This window comes from Evansella cellulosilytica DSM 2522 (genome assembly GCF_000177235.2).
Lineage (GTDB): Bacteria > Bacillota > Bacilli > Bacillales > Salisediminibacteriaceae > Evansella > Evansella cellulosilytica.
The window spans coordinates 1,040,983-1,058,059 of record NC_014829.1; the positions used below are offsets into that span (position 1 = coordinate 1,040,983).

General features: G+C 35.5%; 22 protein-coding genes and 1 riboswitch. Of the genes, 19 read left to right on the forward strand and 3 right to left on the reverse strand.

Annotated features, from left to right (window positions below):
• Positions 1 to 118 precede the first annotated feature (118 nt).
• Together BCELL_RS04670 and BCELL_RS04675 are read right to left on the reverse strand one after the other, a co-directional pair.
• The gene (locus tag BCELL_RS04670; protein WP_041808620.1) at positions 119 to 1,480 is read right to left on the reverse strand and encodes a PFL family protein; all 1,362 of its coding nucleotides are present in this window, start codon (positions 1,478 to 1,480) and stop codon (positions 119 to 121) included.
• A 20-nt stretch (positions 1,481 to 1,500) separates the two neighbouring features.
• Positions 1,501 to 1,776, reverse strand: a complete 276-nt coding sequence (locus BCELL_RS04675) for an ACT domain-containing protein (RefSeq protein WP_013487536.1) — start codon at positions 1,774 to 1,776, stop codon at positions 1,501 to 1,503.
• A gap of 140 nt (positions 1,777 to 1,916) precedes the next feature.
• Positions 1,917 to 1,992: riboswitch (glycine riboswitch) on the reverse strand.
• A 182-nt stretch (positions 1,993 to 2,174) separates the two neighbouring features.
• Here BCELL_RS04675 and BCELL_RS04680 point away from each other — a divergent pair.
• From BCELL_RS04680 to treR, 3 genes are all read left to right on the forward strand, one after another.
• Positions 2,175 to 2,990, forward strand: a complete 816-nt coding sequence (locus BCELL_RS04680; RefSeq protein WP_013487537.1) for a FixH family protein — start codon at positions 2,175 to 2,177, stop codon at positions 2,988 to 2,990.
• Between the two features lie 280 nt (positions 2,991 to 3,270).
• Entirely contained in the window at positions 3,271 to 4,956 is a 1,686-nt protein-coding gene (gene treC / locus BCELL_RS04685) for an alpha,alpha-phosphotrehalase (protein WP_013487538.1), read from the forward strand.
• A 27-nt stretch (positions 4,957 to 4,983) separates the two neighbouring features.
• Positions 4,984 to 5,700 (forward strand): trehalose operon repressor, encoded by a 717-nt coding sequence (treR, locus tag BCELL_RS04690; RefSeq protein WP_013487539.1) that lies wholly within the window; start codon positions 4,984 to 4,986, stop codon positions 5,698 to 5,700.
• Positions 5,701 to 5,810: 110 nt separating this feature from the next.
• Here treR and BCELL_RS04695 read toward each other — a convergent pair whose 3' ends face one another.
• The gene (locus BCELL_RS04695) at positions 5,811 to 6,251 is read right to left on the reverse strand and encodes an NUDIX domain-containing protein (RefSeq protein ID WP_013487540.1); all 441 of its coding nucleotides are present in this window, start codon (positions 6,249 to 6,251) and stop codon (positions 5,811 to 5,813) included.
• A gap of 321 nt (positions 6,252 to 6,572) precedes the next feature.
• On the opposite strand from BCELL_RS04695, the gene BCELL_RS04700 reads away from it, so the two are divergent.
• From BCELL_RS04700 to BCELL_RS04780, 16 genes are all read left to right on the forward strand, one after another.
• Positions 6,573 to 6,974, forward strand: a complete 402-nt coding sequence (locus tag BCELL_RS04700; RefSeq protein ID WP_013487541.1) for a DUF5412 domain-containing protein — start codon at positions 6,573 to 6,575, stop codon at positions 6,972 to 6,974.
• A gap of 253 nt (positions 6,975 to 7,227) precedes the next feature.
• Positions 7,228 to 7,734, forward strand: coding sequence for a GNAT family N-acetyltransferase (locus BCELL_RS04705; protein ID WP_425357454.1), 507 nt, complete (start codon positions 7,228 to 7,230; stop codon positions 7,732 to 7,734).
• A gap of 171 nt (positions 7,735 to 7,905) precedes the next feature.
• Positions 7,906 to 8,199 (forward strand): hypothetical protein, encoded by a 294-nt coding sequence (locus BCELL_RS04710; RefSeq protein ID WP_013487544.1) that lies wholly within the window; start codon positions 7,906 to 7,908, stop codon positions 8,197 to 8,199.
• A gap of 408 nt (positions 8,200 to 8,607) precedes the next feature.
• Positions 8,608 to 8,997: a tautomerase family protein gene (locus tag BCELL_RS04720; protein ID WP_013487546.1), complete on the forward strand. Its 390-nt coding sequence runs from the start codon at positions 8,608 to 8,610 to the stop codon at positions 8,995 to 8,997.
• A gap of 54 nt (positions 8,998 to 9,051) precedes the next feature.
• Positions 9,052 to 9,366 (forward strand): YciI family protein, encoded by a 315-nt coding sequence (locus tag BCELL_RS04725; RefSeq protein WP_013487547.1) that lies wholly within the window; start codon positions 9,052 to 9,054, stop codon positions 9,364 to 9,366.
• A gap of 159 nt (positions 9,367 to 9,525) precedes the next feature.
• The gene (locus BCELL_RS04730) at positions 9,526 to 10,827 is read left to right on the forward strand and encodes a serine hydrolase domain-containing protein (protein WP_013487548.1); all 1,302 of its coding nucleotides are present in this window, start codon (positions 9,526 to 9,528) and stop codon (positions 10,825 to 10,827) included.
• Between the two features lie 42 nt (positions 10,828 to 10,869).
• Positions 10,870 to 11,097 carry a hypothetical protein gene (locus BCELL_RS04735; RefSeq protein WP_013487549.1) on the forward strand — a complete coding sequence of 76 codons (228 nt, stop codon included), beginning with the start codon at positions 10,870 to 10,872 and terminating at the stop codon, positions 11,095 to 11,097.
• Between the two features lie 212 nt (positions 11,098 to 11,309).
• Positions 11,310 to 11,699 (forward strand): DUF4830 domain-containing protein, encoded by a 390-nt coding sequence (locus BCELL_RS04740; protein ID WP_013487550.1) that lies wholly within the window; start codon positions 11,310 to 11,312, stop codon positions 11,697 to 11,699.
• A gap of 180 nt (positions 11,700 to 11,879) precedes the next feature.
• A complete protein-coding gene (locus tag BCELL_RS04745) occupies positions 11,880 to 12,398 on the forward strand; it encodes a cysteine hydrolase family protein (protein ID WP_013487551.1) in 519 nt (172 codons plus the stop codon).
• A 50-nt stretch (positions 12,399 to 12,448) separates the two neighbouring features.
• A complete protein-coding gene (locus BCELL_RS22460; RefSeq protein ID WP_013487552.1) occupies positions 12,449 to 12,622 on the forward strand; it encodes a hypothetical protein in 174 nt (57 codons plus the stop codon).
• 110 nt (positions 12,623 to 12,732) lie between these two features.
• The gene (locus tag BCELL_RS04750; RefSeq protein WP_013487553.1) at positions 12,733 to 13,083 is read left to right on the forward strand and encodes a hypothetical protein; all 351 of its coding nucleotides are present in this window, start codon (positions 12,733 to 12,735) and stop codon (positions 13,081 to 13,083) included.
• 546 nt (positions 13,084 to 13,629) lie between these two features.
• Complete coding sequence (locus BCELL_RS04760) at positions 13,630 to 14,460, forward strand: GNAT family N-acetyltransferase (protein WP_013487555.1); 831 nt, start codon at positions 13,630 to 13,632, stop codon at positions 14,458 to 14,460.
• Between the two features lie 135 nt (positions 14,461 to 14,595).
• Entirely contained in the window at positions 14,596 to 15,201 is a 606-nt protein-coding gene (locus BCELL_RS04765; RefSeq protein ID WP_013487556.1) for a hypothetical protein, read from the forward strand.
• A 102-nt stretch (positions 15,202 to 15,303) separates the two neighbouring features.
• On the forward strand, positions 15,304 to 15,816 hold the full coding sequence (locus BCELL_RS04770; RefSeq protein ID WP_013487557.1) for a D-glycero-alpha-D-manno-heptose-1,7-bisphosphate 7-phosphatase: 513 nt from the start codon (positions 15,304 to 15,306) through the stop codon (positions 15,814 to 15,816).
• Between the two features lie 58 nt (positions 15,817 to 15,874).
• Positions 15,875 to 16,360, forward strand: coding sequence for a tetratricopeptide repeat protein (locus tag BCELL_RS04775; protein WP_013487558.1), 486 nt, complete (start codon positions 15,875 to 15,877; stop codon positions 16,358 to 16,360).
• A gap of 183 nt (positions 16,361 to 16,543) precedes the next feature.
• Positions 16,544 to 17,044, forward strand: a complete 501-nt coding sequence (locus BCELL_RS04780; protein ID WP_013487559.1) for a hypothetical protein — start codon at positions 16,544 to 16,546, stop codon at positions 17,042 to 17,044.
• The last annotated feature ends 33 nt before the right edge of the window (positions 17,045 to 17,077 follow it).

The following is a 17,077-nucleotide window of genomic DNA, read 5'->3' on the forward strand; positions in this document are numbered from 1 at the left end:
GATTGTGAAGGTAAGATACCACGTCCCATCGCCCCCTATACAAATAAAATAACAAATAAAGGTAAGACGGCGCACCAACCAACCACCTTACCTTCACTAAAAGAAAACGCCCTTTATTCTAATTAATCAACGCCTGCAGTGGTGCTGGGATTCTTCCACCACGCTTTATAAGCTTTTCCGAGCTAAATGGATTTACACCCATCACTGGTGCACGTCCCAATAAGCCTCCAAATTCAACGATGTCACCTTCTTTTTTACCAGGAACAGGGATGACACGAACGGCTGTTGTTTTTTTGTTAATCATTCCGATGGCTGCTTCGTCAGCGATAATTCCCGATAAGCTAGCTGCAGAAACATCTCCGGTTAATGCAATCATGTCAAGTCCGACGGAACAGACGCAAGTCATTGCTTCTAGCTTAGATAATGATAGCGCATCGTCTACAATTCCTTTAATCATCCCGTTATCCTCACTAACTGGAATGAAAGCCCCACTTAACCCACCGACATAAGAGCTTGCCATAGCACCGCCTTTTTTTACTGCATCATTCATTAATGCTAAAGCAGCTATCGTACCGTGTGTGCCGACGCGCTCTAGGCCAATCTCTTCTAGAATTTCTGCGACACTATCATTCATGGCGTTTGTAGGAGCTAAAGATAAGTCCATGATTCCAAAGGGGATTTCTAAACGCTCTGCGACAACACGTCCTAATAGCTCGCCAGCGCGAGTGATTTTAAATGCCGTTTTCTTGATAATATCGGCTACTTGACCGAGGTCAGCATCAGGGTATCGCTTTAATGCATTTAGCACGACACCAGGTCCACTCACCCCTACATTAATAACTGCTTCACCCTCACCAGCTCCGTGAAAAGCACCAGCCATAAACGGATTATCTTCCACAGGATTACAGAAAACTACGAGTTTTGCGCAAGCAATTCCATTATTGTCCTTCGTTTTTTCAGAAGCTTCCTTGATGATCTCCCCCATTTTCCGGACTGCATCCATGTTAATCCCCGTTCGAGTAGTGGCAACGGAGACGGAGGCACATACTTTGTTCGTTACGCTTAATGCTTCTGGTAAAGCATCAAGGAGCGTTTGATCGCCCTTTGAAATTCCTTTATGTACTAACGCTGAATAGCCACCGATGAAATCAACACCTAATTCTGAGGCTGCTGAGTCTAACGTTTTCGCTAGTTCAACGGCTTCTTCCACAGTTGCATGTCCTAGTATTTCTGCTATAGGCGTAATAGATATACGTTTGTTAATGATAGGAATCCCATATTCCTTTTCTACTTTTTCAGAAACTGTTTTTAAGTCTTTAGCATAACTAGTAATTTTTTTATACACTTTTTCATTTAAGCTAGAAAACTGAGCATCAGCGCAATCACGAAGGTTAATGCCCATCGTCACTGTTCTAATGTCTAGGCTTTCCATTTGAACCATTCGAATCGTTTCTTGAATTTCTGTAAAACCAATATTCATCGTCATTTCTCCTGTCTCCTTTAAACGCGGTGCATCGCTTGAAAAACATCTTCCAGCTGAATGTGAATTTTAAGATTAAGATTTTTACTCACAACTTCAAATGCTTGATGGAGCTCATCAAGGTCTGCTAGCTCGGAAACATCTACGAGCATCATCATCGTAAAAAAGTCTTGTAGAATCGTTTGACTAATATCTAAAATATTGATATTTTGCTCGGATAAAACTTGAGTCACGTTTGCGATGATGCCAACTTGATCCTTTCCGATAACACTTACTACAGCACGCTTTTGTTCCATATTCAACACCTCACAAATTAAAATAAAATCGTAGCTTTAAGGTTAGCCAAACCTTAAAAGGAACCGTATGAAATAAAAAAAAGATTGGATTATCTCCAATCTCAAAGTAGCATTCGAATAACGAGGAACTAACCTCTTACTGTTACTCTCCTGTCCTTTTGCCTGAGATTGTGAATCCTTCGGCGCCGTTAAAACGAACTCTCCAGAAGCTGCTCCAGGCATAGTGTGACCCATTCCCTTCATTGCATGCCCATATTAAAATGTTAAAGTGATCTTATCAAGTTACTTCTACTAAGTCAATGACGGAAAAGTGAACAGTTGAAGTCTTTCATGTTGGGTTTCTATTAAGAATGATATAAAATGGAACGGTATGATAATAAAAATGAGGTGCCTATGTAATGAAAAAAACGGTTCTTTATTCTTTACTTGTTGTTCTACTAATAGCTTTCCTGTCTGCATGTGGCCATGAAGATCACGAGGAAGAGCATGCTGATGACGAACATGGGTCCAATGAATTGAACTTTGACATTGTAGAAGTCGAAATTTTAATGGAAGAAGAGGTAGACCCGAACACAGAAATTTCAATACAAGCATATGTCACTCAAGGAGATGACAAAGTTAACGACGCTAGTGAAGTGATGTTTGAAATATGGGAGCAGGGAGCGAAGGAGGAAAGTGATTTTATAGAAGCCACTTTAACGGAGGAAGACGGAGTTTATGAAATTACTTATGTTTTCTCAGAGGAAAACCTTTATTTTGTTCAGCCACATGTTACGGCACGAGGAATGCATGTCATGCCGGTTGGCGAGATAAGAGTGGGAGATGTACAAGAAATAGATGAGGAAGAGATGGATGGTCATGAACATGGTCATGACCATGGCGATGGATATGAATCAGAGCACCACGCACACCCGGTACATGAAGACTTATTTGTTGAATGGCATACTGTCGACAGTGCTAAAGAAAACGAGGAAGTAGAGATTTTTTCATATATCGAATGGCAAGACGAGCCATGGACAGATGGCCGTGTCCGATATGAAGTATATAAAGAATTTGGTGATGAAACACATACTTGGTTAACAGCAGAAGAAATTGAGGATGGCAAATACTCTACCACTTTTCAATTCGAGATAACTGGAGATTACCAAATCGTTATCCATATTGAAGATGAGAATATTCACGAACATATTCATGAAGAAATCACGATCGAATAATGAAGTAATGTCCAAGAGGGAGCAGCCCTTTTGGACATTTTTTTGTAGAAAATCAAGTAGTGAAGGTTCGCACGTGCTTAGCAATGCGGAAAGCTTGTGGAGTGGAATTTCATAACTTAATAATGAGGTAGGCTATTTCTTATAAACTTCATTTGACTACACTTGTATATACAAGTTATACTATGGGTGATAAAATGGTTTCCGATTGAGAACGATATATGTAGCTACGAGGAAACAGTGAATGAACTACAATGTTGTCAGCATATGGAGGGTTGTTTGAATGAATATGAATGAGTGGTGGAGACGCTCAGTTGTGTATCAAATTTATCCGAAAAGCTTTAATGATACGATGGGGAATGGTACTGGAGATATTCAAGGCATTATTGAGAAGTTAGATTATTTGAAGGACTTAGGAGTCGACGTGATATGGCTTACTCCGATTTATTCATCACCACAAAAGGATAATGGATACGATATTAGTGATTATTATTCGATTCATAGTGAGTATGGAACGATGGACGATTTTGATAAGCTTTTAGAGGAAGCACATAAAAAAGACTTAAAAATCATTATGGATATTGTTGTTAATCATACATCTACTGAACATCAGTGGTTCAAAGAAGCAGCAGTATCAAAAGATAGTCCGTATCGAGATTATTATATTTGGAAGGACCCAGTTGATGGCGAGGAACCAACAAACTGGCAATCAAAGTTCGGTGGCTCTGCTTGGGAGCTTGATGAAAAAACTGGTCAATATTATTTGCACCTTTTCGATGTCACACAAGCTGATCTCAATTGGGAAAATGAAAAAGTTCGTGAAGATGTGTATGAAATGATGAACTACTGGTTTGAAAAAGGGGTAGATGGTTTTCGGTTAGACGTCATAAATTTAATATCAAAGGACCAAGCATTCCCTAATGATAATGGGGCAACACCTCATGGTGACGGTAGAAAGTTTTATACAGATGGTCCGAGAGTTCATGAGTTTATGAAGGAGATGAACCGCAACGTTTTCTCGCAATACGATGTACTTACCGTAGGTGAAATGAGTTCAACCACTGTTGATCATTGTATTAAATATACACGACCAGATCGAAATGAATTGAGTATGACGTTTAACTTTCATCATTTAAAGGTCGATTATGAGAATGGCGAAAAATGGTCAAAGACGCCATTTGATTTTCAAGCTTTAAAAAATATTTTGACGAAATGGCAAGTGGAGATGCATAAAGGTGGTGGCTGGAATGCATTGTTTTGGTGTAACCACGATCAGCCTCGTGTCGTAAGTAGATATGGAAATGACGAAGACTATCATAAGGAATCTGCGAAAATGCTGGCTACGACTATTCACTTGATGCAAGGAACTCCATACATTTATCAAGGTGAAGAGTTTGGAATGACAAACCCTCATTTCAACTCAATTGAAGACTACCGAGATGTAGAAACATTAAATATTTTTAATCAGCTAAAAGAAGAAGGAATGGCAGAAGAAGACATACTTCAAATCATCCAAGAAAAATCCCGTGATAATTCACGTACACCTGTACAGTGGGATGATACAAAAAATGGTGGCTTTACTACAGGAACTCCCTGGATTCCTGTAGCGAATAATTACACAGAAGTGAATGCTAAAGTGGCTCAAGCGGACCAAGATTCGATTTATTATCATTATAAAAAGCTTATTCAAATGAGAAAAGAACTGGACATTGTTACTTTTGGGAATTTCGAACTACTGTTAGAGGATGATCCTGATCTATTTGTTTATGTACGACAATATCAAAAAGAAAAGCTACTCGTAATAAACAACTTTTACGAGAAGGAAGTGACGTGCTCATTACCTTCACATCACTTTGAGAAAAAGTGTGTGGAATTATTATTGTCCAATTATAATGATTCGCCAACAGTAGAAAAAAATATGACGATACGTCCTTATGAATCACTTGTTTATCATCTGAAAGAAGCATGATAAACTAAATATGGTGGTGAACGCGGCATGCAAAATAAATATATCCAAATATATAATGAAATTGTAGATGAGATTAGACAAGGAATTTACGAAGCGCAATCAAAGCTACCCTCTGAACATGATTTTATGGTGAAATACGATACATCAAGGGAAACGATTCGAAAGGCATTAAACCTTTTATCCCAAAATGGCTATATCCAGAAGGTGCAAGGGAAAGGGTCTATCGTACTAGACGCAAGAAAGTTTGATTTTCCTATATCTGGATTAGTGAGCTTTAAGGAGCTCGCTGGGCAGCTAGGTGATAGTCATCATACGCACGTTGAAAAGCTAGAAATGATTTCTCCAAATAAAGATATAAGAGAAATACTGAAGCTTTCTAAAGATGGCCAAGTATGGGAAGTATATCGTGTACGTGAAATTGATAAAGAGAGAATTATATTAGATAAGGACTACTTTAACAAAAACTACATCGATAACCTGACAAAAGAGATTTGCAGTAACTCCATATATGAATATATAGAAAAGGAGTTAGGGCTATCGATTAGCTTTGCGAAGAAGGAAATTACGGTTGTTGAGCCTACTGAAGAAGATAAACAATTATTGGACTTGGAAGGCTATCATAATATTGTCGTTGTAAAAAACTATGTCTATTTCGATGACGCGAGTATATTTCAGTACACAGAGTCACGGCACCGGCCAGATAAGTTTCGGTTCGTAGACTTCGCCAGAAGAACGCATAAATAAGATGAATGAAAAGGATGACTCAATTGGTAGGGAGTCATCCTTTATTATGGGCTTTCAAACGCTTCGTTCTAACTAGTGTGTTTAATACTATTGAAAAGATCTCTCTTCCTTCAACGAATGAATGCTATTCCTCTTTTTTCAAGAGCATCATCAAGCCACCGAGGATGCATGTTCAATAAATCATCAGGTAGGGATTCCTGTCCGAAAAATTTTATCTCAAGAGATTCTTCAGAATGACATCTAGGCTCCCCCCCTGTAATTTTAGCTAAAAAACAAGTTGTAATAAAATGTACTACTTTACCATTTGGATAGGTAAACACTTGGGTAAGAGGATCAGAATAAATACCAATCAACTTAATAATTTTTATATCTAAACTGGTTTCCTCCTTTACTTCTCGAATAGCTGCTTCAGACACAGTTTCCCCTATTTCTACATGTCCGGAAGGAATACCCCATAGTCCTACATCTGCTCTTTTTTGTAATAAAACTTGGTTTTTCTCATTAAAAATGACTACTGCAACAGCAGCTTTTAGTTCATCAATTCTCTCCATACAATAACCTCCCTCAAAATAAAAAAAGGTCCGATAAGAAAGGAATCAACGCATTATAAATACGCTGAACCTTTCCCCTCGGACCTTTTATGTCAATAGGTGCCTTTTACTATCGTAAAAGATGTAGCCCTCGGTCACAGACCTATCGTTAGCGGAACCCTAGCTACAGTTTTCCAGTTCATTACAATTCATATTTTACATTAAATCAACTAATAATTGAAGACTTACACTAACCTTTACATACGAGGTACTACTCATGACCAACTATCGTTGGGAAATTGTGTATAATAGATTAAAAAGATAGTTTTTAGGGGGAGTTCTGTGACGACTAGTGTCAATAAAAATAAGCATGACCCATTTCGGAGAAAATCGCTATTAATAATACTGATATGTTCATTATCGTTTTTCTGCTTAATAGGTTATGGCGTTTATTGGGCTTTCTTTGATATGAATAGGCTTCCGACAGGGGAGTATCTTACTGAAGAAACATCTCCAGACGGTACATACACTTTGAAGGCATATATTTCTGATGGTGGCGCGACAACTTCATACGCTATTCGAGGAGAACTAGTATATAACGAGAAAAAGAATAAGACTAAAAATATTTATTGGAATTATCGCGAAGAAGATGCAGAAATTAATTGGCTTGACGATAATACAGTCGTTATAAATGGCCACGCGCTTAATGTTCTTCATGATAAATTTGATTATAGAAATCAATAATTCGCTAGTTTCGTTTATTAAAACGATTTTTTTATACATAAATATTTAGTGAACAGGAGGTTTCTTTAAAAATGAAGAATATAAACAAAACATTGTTACGAAATACATTTACGTTTGGTGTATTTATTGGGATTTCAGTTGCTGGAATCTACTATATATTTGTGAAGTAGAAAAAATGGGAGACAGCCATCTGCCCTAGAGCGAAGAAAAAACTAGTGAAGGTAAGATGACGTTTCAATAAAAAAATATTGAGGTGATTAGTTTGATACATATAAGAAGCATAGATCAAAATGGTGAATATGTAGAGTTTTTAACTGATATGATGTATGAATCTATTCATATGCCTGAGAATAAGCCTGCTAAAGAAGTGCTATTAAATATGCCTCATATAAAAAAGTATAGTGAAGGCTGGGGGCGAAAAGGAGATAAAGCAATAATTGCTATCAATGAGAATAACCTCCCTGTTGGTGCAGCGTGGTATCGTCTTTTTACAGAAGACAATAAAGGATACGGATATGTTGATGATAAAACTCCGGAGCTTGGCATAGCATTAACGAAAGATGCTAGAGGAAAGGGAATAGGCACGCTACTTGTGAAAAGGTTAATGGAAGAAGCTTTTAGTGACGGATACACAACGCTTTCGTTAAGCGTCGATCCGACTAACAAAGAAGCCGTTCAACTTTATAAGAAACTCGGTTTTAAACAATGTTGTACATCGGGAACATCCTGGACAATGGTATGTAACATTTCCTCAATATAACATATAAAGTTTTGCGGATTTTCACCATTAATAAAAAGGGAATAGGTGTTAGGATGGGAAGGGGATAGTCTAAAGGATATTAAGACTTGCCGCCTTTTTTTAAAACTTCGATTTAATAGAATAGACAGTTTACTGCTTATGTTATTGCAAAAAAGAAGGAGAGGGGAGACGATGAGAGTAATATTAGAGTTATTACGTATTATTTGTTTATTTATGATATTAGGAGGACTAGCTTGGATTGTATTAGGAAATATCTATGCTATAAATGAAGGAATAGAGAGTTACCAGTCGATCGCCGGACTAGGAGTTTATGTATTCCTTTTTGTGCTATATCGGAATAAGTTCCAATTTTCGGATTGGTATAAAGGAAGAGGACGAGTAAAACTATCTAAACCAGTAACGATCACTTTAGTTAGTTGTTCCATATTCATGATGATTTTACCTGTTGTTTTCGGCTTAGTATAAGTTGACTAACTTAACGGGAAATCAAGAATGTACCAACTCTCTAGTTGAGGAAGAATGATGAATCTGTCTAAGCATATAACAATATAGCCTTTTATTTTTTCTGAATATTCCTATTTTTAATTTGTGAGGTGGAGTTAATGAATAAGAATTTATTTTTGCTACCAATATTAGTTGGTGTGATATTCTTTGTGCTTGCAGTTATATTGTTTACTTTTATTGAGTCTCCGTTTCCTTATTTTGCGGGTCTGTTCGTAGCTTTTATTGTGTTTGAGATTACTTTTTTCTATCGGTTTACAAAAAATAAAAACGAAACAAGATCTAAGTTATAGTGGAGGAATGTTTCTTAAAAGTTATTGAGAGATGTTGAGTTAGTTATAGCAGAGTTGAGAATAGAAAGGTGAGATGAGAATGGGACAGATTAAAGTTTACGGGGTTAAAGACAGGTTACGTCCAATAAAAGAATTACTTTCAAATGTGATTCATTCTTGCATGATTGAGGCGCTAGAGTTCCCTCCTAAAAAGAAATTCCATCGCTTCTTTCCTATGGAAAAAGAAGATTTTTACTATGGAGAAGGAAGAACGGAAGCTTATACAATCATTGAAATTAGTATGTTTGATGGTAGAACAATTGAAGCAAAAAAGCGACTAATAAAGCTACTGTTTGAACGTATAGAGAGCGAATGTCATATAACGCCTCAAGATGTTGAAATTACGATTTTTGAAACCCCGAAACATAATTGGGGGATAAGAGGTCTACCAGGTGATGAACTAGCTTTGGATTATAAAATAAAAGTATAAGTAATATAGGCTATTGATGCTGCTGTCTCTTAAACAGAGGGGAGGAGAATCTTCTTGAAGAAATTTATCGTGCATTTTTCAAATAAACAACAAGAATTAATGACAAAAGAACTCATTAATGACCATGTTAATTACTTGAAGATATTAAAAGAAAATGGTGTATTATCATTTTGTGGATCTTGTGTAGATGGAACCGCGTTCATGATAATTGATGCACCTTCAATTGGAAAGGCAAAGCGTTATGTAGAAAATGATCCATTTTCTAAAGTAGATTACTATATAGATAGAAAAATTGTCGAGATAAAAGAAGCTACTTTAGAAAACAACTTTTTATTAGGGAAAGTATTAGTAAACGCAGAGGATGAGTAGATTAATCCCCCTGCTACGGTAATAGAGAGGTGTTACAAAAGCTATTAAAGGTTTAGAGGTTGATTCAAAAGGTGAAAATTTGACCTTTGAGTCAACCACTTTCTCTTGTCCAATAGGTGATAAATTGATATTGATAATAGAAAAATAAAGGGGAAAGAGATGTTAGAAGAGAGAATAGGAAAATGGATAGAGAGGTATGAAAAGAATAAATATTTAAATGGTACTCTTTTAATCACTTCAAATGATCGTATTATTTTTAATAAAGGCTTCGGTATGGCTAATTGGGAGCATATGGTTCCAAATAAACATAATACTAAATTCCGTATTGGCTCACTTACTAAAGGTTTTACAGCGCTTGCTATTTTTCAATTACATGAAAATGGAAAATTGAATATAGAAGATTGTATAAGTAAGTACATTGCCAATTATCCACAAGGTGAAAAAATGACAATTTACCACTGTCTAACTAATACTTCAGGAATTCCTAATTATACTAGTTTCTCAGATTTTTGGTCAACGTCAATGAGGCTTCCATCGTCTTTAAAGCAACTTATTGATTCATTTAAAAATCTCCAATTAAACTTTGAGCCTGGTAATAAATTTGAGTACTCGAACTCAGGATACGCTTTGTTAACAGCTATCATTGAAGAAGTATCAGGTATGACATATGCGGATTACATAAAAGAAAAAATATGTTATCGATTAGGAATGTATCATACCGGGTGTGACGATGGGATTAATGTTGTTCCAAGCTTAGCATCAGGGTACTCATTCTGGGAAAAACCAATCCATCCAGCATACGCAGACTTATCCTTTCCATTAGGAGCGTATGGCCTATATTCTACAACAGAGGACTTACATATTTGGGATAGGGCACTAAATACATCCCAGCTACTTAATAAAGAACAAACAGTTAAAATGTTCACAGCACATCAAGATTCATATGCTTGTGGTTGGATGGTTTCTGACGTGTTAGGTAGAAGGTGTATTCATCATTTTGGGGATATTAGCGGCTTTTGTAGTAGTTTTTTAAGTTTTGTTGATGAACAGGTTACTATTATCTACCTTAGCAATATGGATGTTACGCCGGTTGATCATTTGTCAAAGAATATAGCTAAAATAATGTACGGGGATAATCTAGCATTGCCTGCTCCTGTTAGACAAATAGACTTTACTGACAAAGGAGTAATTGAAGGGAAGTATTACATTCAACGGGATAGTATGACTATAGAAATCACTAAGAAACAAAATGAACTATATGTAACAGTTCCAAAAAGGTACGGTGTATTATATAAACTTAAACTAGTACCAATTAGTCACAATCCATCAAAAACTACTTTTTTAACCGAAATGGTTAACGAACAACTCGTATTCCATTATTCCTTATCAGGGCAGGTAAAGTTTTTGGAGTACAAAGACTATAACGATCATTACCATATAGCTTATAAGAATAAAAGTTAGATTAATAATGTAATTAACAAAATTGTAGGAGGGCTTCATTCATTGGACGAGTATACCCTTTTAAATGTGATATCCTTTATTTTAATTGTAATTGCCCTGTATAAATTTTTTCAATTACTTAGTCAAGCAAAAAAGCTGAAGGTTGGTAATAAGTTATCAAGAAAATTGGTACATGAGTTAAGCCAGAAAATAAAGATAGCAATAACGCTTTTTAGTATTGGTTGTATATTAAGCTTAATAGCAATAATGCTAAGCTATTTCCAATCGTAAGGAGATGAATCAAGAGGAGTTTTTAGTGCCTAGGATTGAAACATTAGAGAATAAAAATCGTCTTTAATAATAGCTGTTTTAGTAAAAATTGTTGCTTTTTCAGAGTTGGTGATACGAAAGGTGGCGATTGCCTGCAGTGCATCAAAGCAAATAATATACTTTAAAACAACAATTTATGCGAAAGTAGCCTTTATATTAAAGGGGGAAATGCTTTGAAATACTTCTATTTCTTTTTTATATTAATCGTGTCTGGTTGTAGTTTGATTCAATTAAGTGATAGTGCAGACATTGCAAAAGAACATCTCGAAGATAAAGGCTATAGGGTCATATCTTTAGTAAACGAATCGAGTGGAGAATTAACGAGTAGTTGGGTGGAGGGCTTCCCAGGGTCGCAAGAATGGGATGTTCAGAATGTTGATCCAGATGAATATATCGGAAAAGAAATAAAAAGAGTAAGATTCAAAGTTAAAAACCATCCATTGAATTCCGTGGACAACGACGAAGTAAACGTGACAGTATTTCTGCATGAAGAGGAAGTAATCGGTGGTATATCATTTTTTGTGAATATGGATGGTGCTCCGTACTCTTTAGATGGAAACTAATCTATCTTTATATGATCATAAATTTAAATCACGAGTTGTCTTTGATGCAGCTCGTTTTGCTTATTTCAGAACTGGAAAAAGATGTTAAACTTAAAAAGAGGACTAGAGGTATTTTCTAAGAAAGGGAGCGTCGTCAAACGCCAAATGTAATCAACTTTTGTTCTTTAAGGGGGATGAGAAATGAAGAAAGGGCTGCTTATCATAGACGTACAAAACGGTATGTTTCAGGAAGGGAATGTTGTAGACAAAGGAGAAAGGTTGCTAAAAAACATTAGTAAATTAATAGTAAAGGCACGTTCGGCAGGGGCACCTATTTTATACGTACAGCATAATGAACCTACTGGTAGAACACTAGAAAATGGGACAAAGGATTGGGAAATTCACCCTGAAATCACGCCAAATAAAGAAGATATTATCATCCAAAAAACAACTCCTGACTCATTTTTTAATACTCTTTTAGATGAGGAACTAAGAAAACAGGGGATTGATCACTTAGTTATTACTGGAATTCAAACAGAGGTGTGTGTTGATACAACTTGTAGAAGAGCTTTCAGTATGAAGTATAAGGTCACGCTACCATCAGATACACACAGCACTTGGGACACAGAAAACATTAGTGCCGAACAGATTGTTACGCATCACAACCGAGTGTTACGCTGGTTTGCCGATGTTTATCCGAGTAATGATATCACGTTTTGATATGTATGATGTAATGCTAAGTATGACAGTTGATAGAGAGGAGGAGAAGTATGAAATATTTACTTTACGGTACAGTAGGCGTTTTGGTAATTTTCATTGGTTTAAATAGTTTTGGTTTTAATTCTTTTGTTATTCTCATGGATACAATCGAATGGTCAACAAGATATATATTGCCATGGATAGCTTTGTATTGGTTTATTCAATATGTGAAGAGAAAGAAATAGGACGTTACAGTAGAGGTTAAATTATTTAAAAGAAAGAAAAGGGGTCTCCGTAGAAAAGCGAGTGTAACATGTATTGGTAACCTTACGACTTTGACTAAAGGAGGTTTCTTATGCGATTATCGGTTACTCTTCTCCTATTAGCTATACTCCCAGCGATACTTATTGGCTGTACTACTAGTCCCGGGCAAAATAAAGCGGGCTTTTTAAGTAAGGAACAAGTATTAAAGCTAAACCCTGATGCAGATATAGTTGAATTTGAAGATAGAGTGTATCAAGCTGGCATTGATTGGGTTGAAGAGGAAGCGTTATCAAAAGGGGAACAATTAGGTGAAATAAGGGAAGGAATGGCGAATAAATTACCTGCTGGCGCTATCATCATTGCACCAAATGAAAGAAGAGACATACTCATCGTTGAGTACGACGGGAAAGAAAAGAGGTATTTACTTCAAGTAGGTGAATAATCTTCAACAATATGAAACTATAATTACACGTAAGGGTCAGTTCTACATTGTTGAAGATCAGATAAGGAAATTTACGCACAATGCAACTCACTATTTCATAATTCTAATTGCCACTAAATATTTGTAATTATCAAGATAATTCCAAGTAGGATAAGTATAGTACTGTGATTAGATTCATTAGTAATGAGTAATAAAAGACCAGTGAAAATAAGAGGAGGAATAACATCTGCATCTAGTATGATTGACAAGATAATCGTTAAAAAAATTAATGAAGTAGTAGTTACTAATTGTCCCGTCTGTTTATTTTCTTCGTTTTTAATTTTACTCACCTCTTTCTCTTTACTTTATGAAGACAAGAAAAAGAGGGTGCCATCATAATTACAAATTATGAGTGTTACCCATATGTTTTTTAGTTCAACTCTGAAAAGTACTGATGAAGGGCTAGAGTGGGGCCATTTGTTATTCTTCCTAGAAGACGTTGCTACATCCATAACCTAGTGATTGTTAAAGAATACAAATTAATTTGGAAGGGGGAGGTGGTTTGTAATGATTTCAGAATTACAGAAATGTGAATTTTACAAATGTAGAGGATTATTAAATGAACATGGTCATATAGAAGCTAAGGCAATAGTTGAAGGAGTAAATCCAGGCCGCATTTTTGTAGATAATATGGACTCTCCTACTTCAGGACTTATTTGGTTAGGTAATAACGATGGTTTTTTCTTTATTGGAAATGAAAGAAATGAATATTTTAATGCTGATTTAAATCATTTTATTGATACGGTCGTCTTACCAGAAGCCAGAAAGGTAGGATTAACGTGGTTTGAGGGCATTGGCAATCATGCATTGTGGGATGAAACTATAAAAGGTGTTTTTAAACATCGTCATGTAGATAGCTGGGATCAAAGGGTTTATACATTACAGAGAAAAGACTTTAAACACAACGTAGAATTTACTTTAGGAGAAGAATATAATATTTTCAAAATTAACGACACACTTTTTAATAACACAGCTAGTTCAATAAAAAACATTGCATTTTTACATTCAAAGGTTTCAGCGTTTTGGTCTTCACCAGAGACGTTCTTTCATAAAGGACTAGGTTACTGTGCCGTTTATAACGATGAAATAGTATGCATTTGTTTATCTGGTTTTGTAGTTAATCAAGTTCACTGTATTGATATTGAAACTCTGGAAGGGCATCAAGGAAAAAAGCTAGCACAAAACGTTGCCTTAGCTTTTGTAGAAAAATGTATGGCAAACAATCTTGCTCCATATTGGGATTGTATGGAATCTAATAAACCCTCAATGGCTGTTGCAGAAAAAATTGGACTAAGAAATGTATTTAACTACAAAGGATATGCCTTTAAGTTTGAGTAGTTTTAAAGAAAAGACGTTAATAACAGGTTCGTGAACCTGTTATTACGTTTTTCTTATTTTTAGAACAGGGAAATGTTGTTTGTATGAGACGCCACTATATGCTGCACATTTCTCAATTAAGAAAGGATGAAGGAAATGAAAAAGAGAATTATATCGTTAGTAATTCTTGTAGTCGTTGTTTTAAGTGCCTGTGGGAACGATGACATTAAAAAAAATACAGTAGTAAATGCGGATTTGACTGAAAGAGAAAAAGGAATACTATCAACGACATCAAATCAATCATTTGTTTTTGATTTCAATATTGATAGTGATTATAAAGAGGTATCTGTATGGATAGAAAAATATGAGTTTGGTTCATTGGTTGAGGAAAAAGTAGGACAACTGACAACGGAAGTTAAAGAAAGTGGAACAATCATCTTTTCGACGAATAAGTCAAATAATACTCCAAATCAATTGGACTTCAACATCGGTGTAAGCAGTAATGGAAACACAGGATCAGCTCCATATGCTGATATTATTTCGGATAAAGGAACAGAAGATATGGCTCTGATGGAGACCATCAATCAAGAAATGGATATTAATAACGGAGATGTCGTTTTAGGGAGTATATATTATTATACAACGGGGGAAGGTGGTATGGTCTCACTCTCCTCTGAGTTTTTTAATGATGTTGAAGGGAGAATGCACGAGTTACAATACTATGACGTTGCTTATCTTATAAGAAGTAACTTTGAGAAATAAGGAAAAGTAGCTTAATATTTAGTGGAGTTGAAGTCCTATTTTATAGTACTGGTGGTAAGCGATACTGAAAAAAGTAATGTTAGTTTAAAAGAGGTGCACATTATGAAAATGGCGTTTTTTGATAGAGATGGAACGATTATAGAAGACTATCCGGACAATAAATGGACAGATATAACACAACCCGTTTTTATGAACGGTGCTATCGCTACCCTTAAAGCAGTTTTGTCTAAAGGCTATAAAATCATTATTGTTACTAACCAATATATTATAAATGAAGGCTATATCACATTAAAACAATACCATCATATAACAAAGCAAATGCTTGATGAACTTGCTCAGCATGACATCGGAATTTACGATATTTATTATTGCCCACATGCAAAATTAGAAGGGTGCTCCTGTATGAAGCCGAGAACCGGAATGATAAAACAAGCTTTATTGAACCACCCAGAAATAAACTTGTCCGAATCTTTTATAATAGGAGATTCTATAGTTGATGTTCAACTAGCAGTTAATTTGAATATGAAGGGGTTTGGCATTGGAGTAGGTTCAGACTATGGAAACAATAAAATAAAACAACTAACATCTATTAAAGATTTAATGACATATTTATAAAAAAAGTATTGTTCACTAAAAGAATGGACTAACAGACATACTATTGGAGCTGAAAATAATGGTAAATGAATTTGATAGAGCAATGGAATTACGAAAGGTAGGAAGTCATAAGGAATCTAACGAACAATTAATAAAATTAGTAGAGCAGTACCCTAATGACGCTTTCATTAACTATCAATGTGCATGGAGTTTTGACATATTAGGAGAAGAAGCGAAGGCTGTACCTTTTTATGAAAAAGCTATCACGTTGGGACTTCCTCCAAAGGATTTGGAAGGGGCATTATTAGGATTAGGCAGTACATATAGAACATTAGGAGAATATGAGAAATCCAAAAGTACATATCTTAAAGGAATGAAACAATTCCCTCATAATAGAGCAATGCAAACATTCTATTCAATGACGTTATATAATTTGAATGAACATAGTAAAGCGATGGAGCTATTACTTAAGTGTTTAATAGATACTACAAATGACCCTGAGATTTCCAGTTATAAAAAAGCTATAGAATTCTATTCAGATAAATTAGACGAAATTTGGAAGTAGTTTTGAAAAGATGTACGCAAAATACAGATGTGCGATAGCATTTAAGCAGTTGTTGCTCCTGTTCAATAAAGATAAGAGAACTTAGTTAATATGTTCCTAGAAAATGCAATCATTTGTGAAGTTTCTCGCCTGAACGGCGGTGATAATGTACTGAAAGATTTTTAAACATGAGGAGGCAGTAATGTGCTTAAAAAAATTGCTAAAAGCTCACTAATCTCAGTAGTAGTAATATTTCTTCTAATGTACATATGGAATGAGTTTATTCCAAAAAAGACTAGTTATGGAGAGGTTATTTCTGAGCAATTTTCCACTACTGAATTTAATTTTTTGGATATTGAACATCACGAATATGAAGATGATGAACTTGGGAACACCACGGCAAGGATATCTGTTAGCGAGGAATTTTTCTTTGAAGCTGTAGATGCCATCATTAATGATCCTTCAGATATGGAACTGCAAACGAGGAGGCATACTGAATTCGACATTGAATACTCTTTTTATCTCTTCACCGAAGATTACAGGCATATTGGTATACATCTTAATGAAGAAAATATACTCATATATATACGCTCAGGTGAAGAAGAATTGTATCAGCATTATACTGTACTAAATGATAATACTCTTTATTCATGGATTGAATCAGAATTTGAAAATCTTGGTCCTGTCATTAGGGCTCGAAAATAAATAATGAAGAGGATGACTCAAAGGTCGAATTTT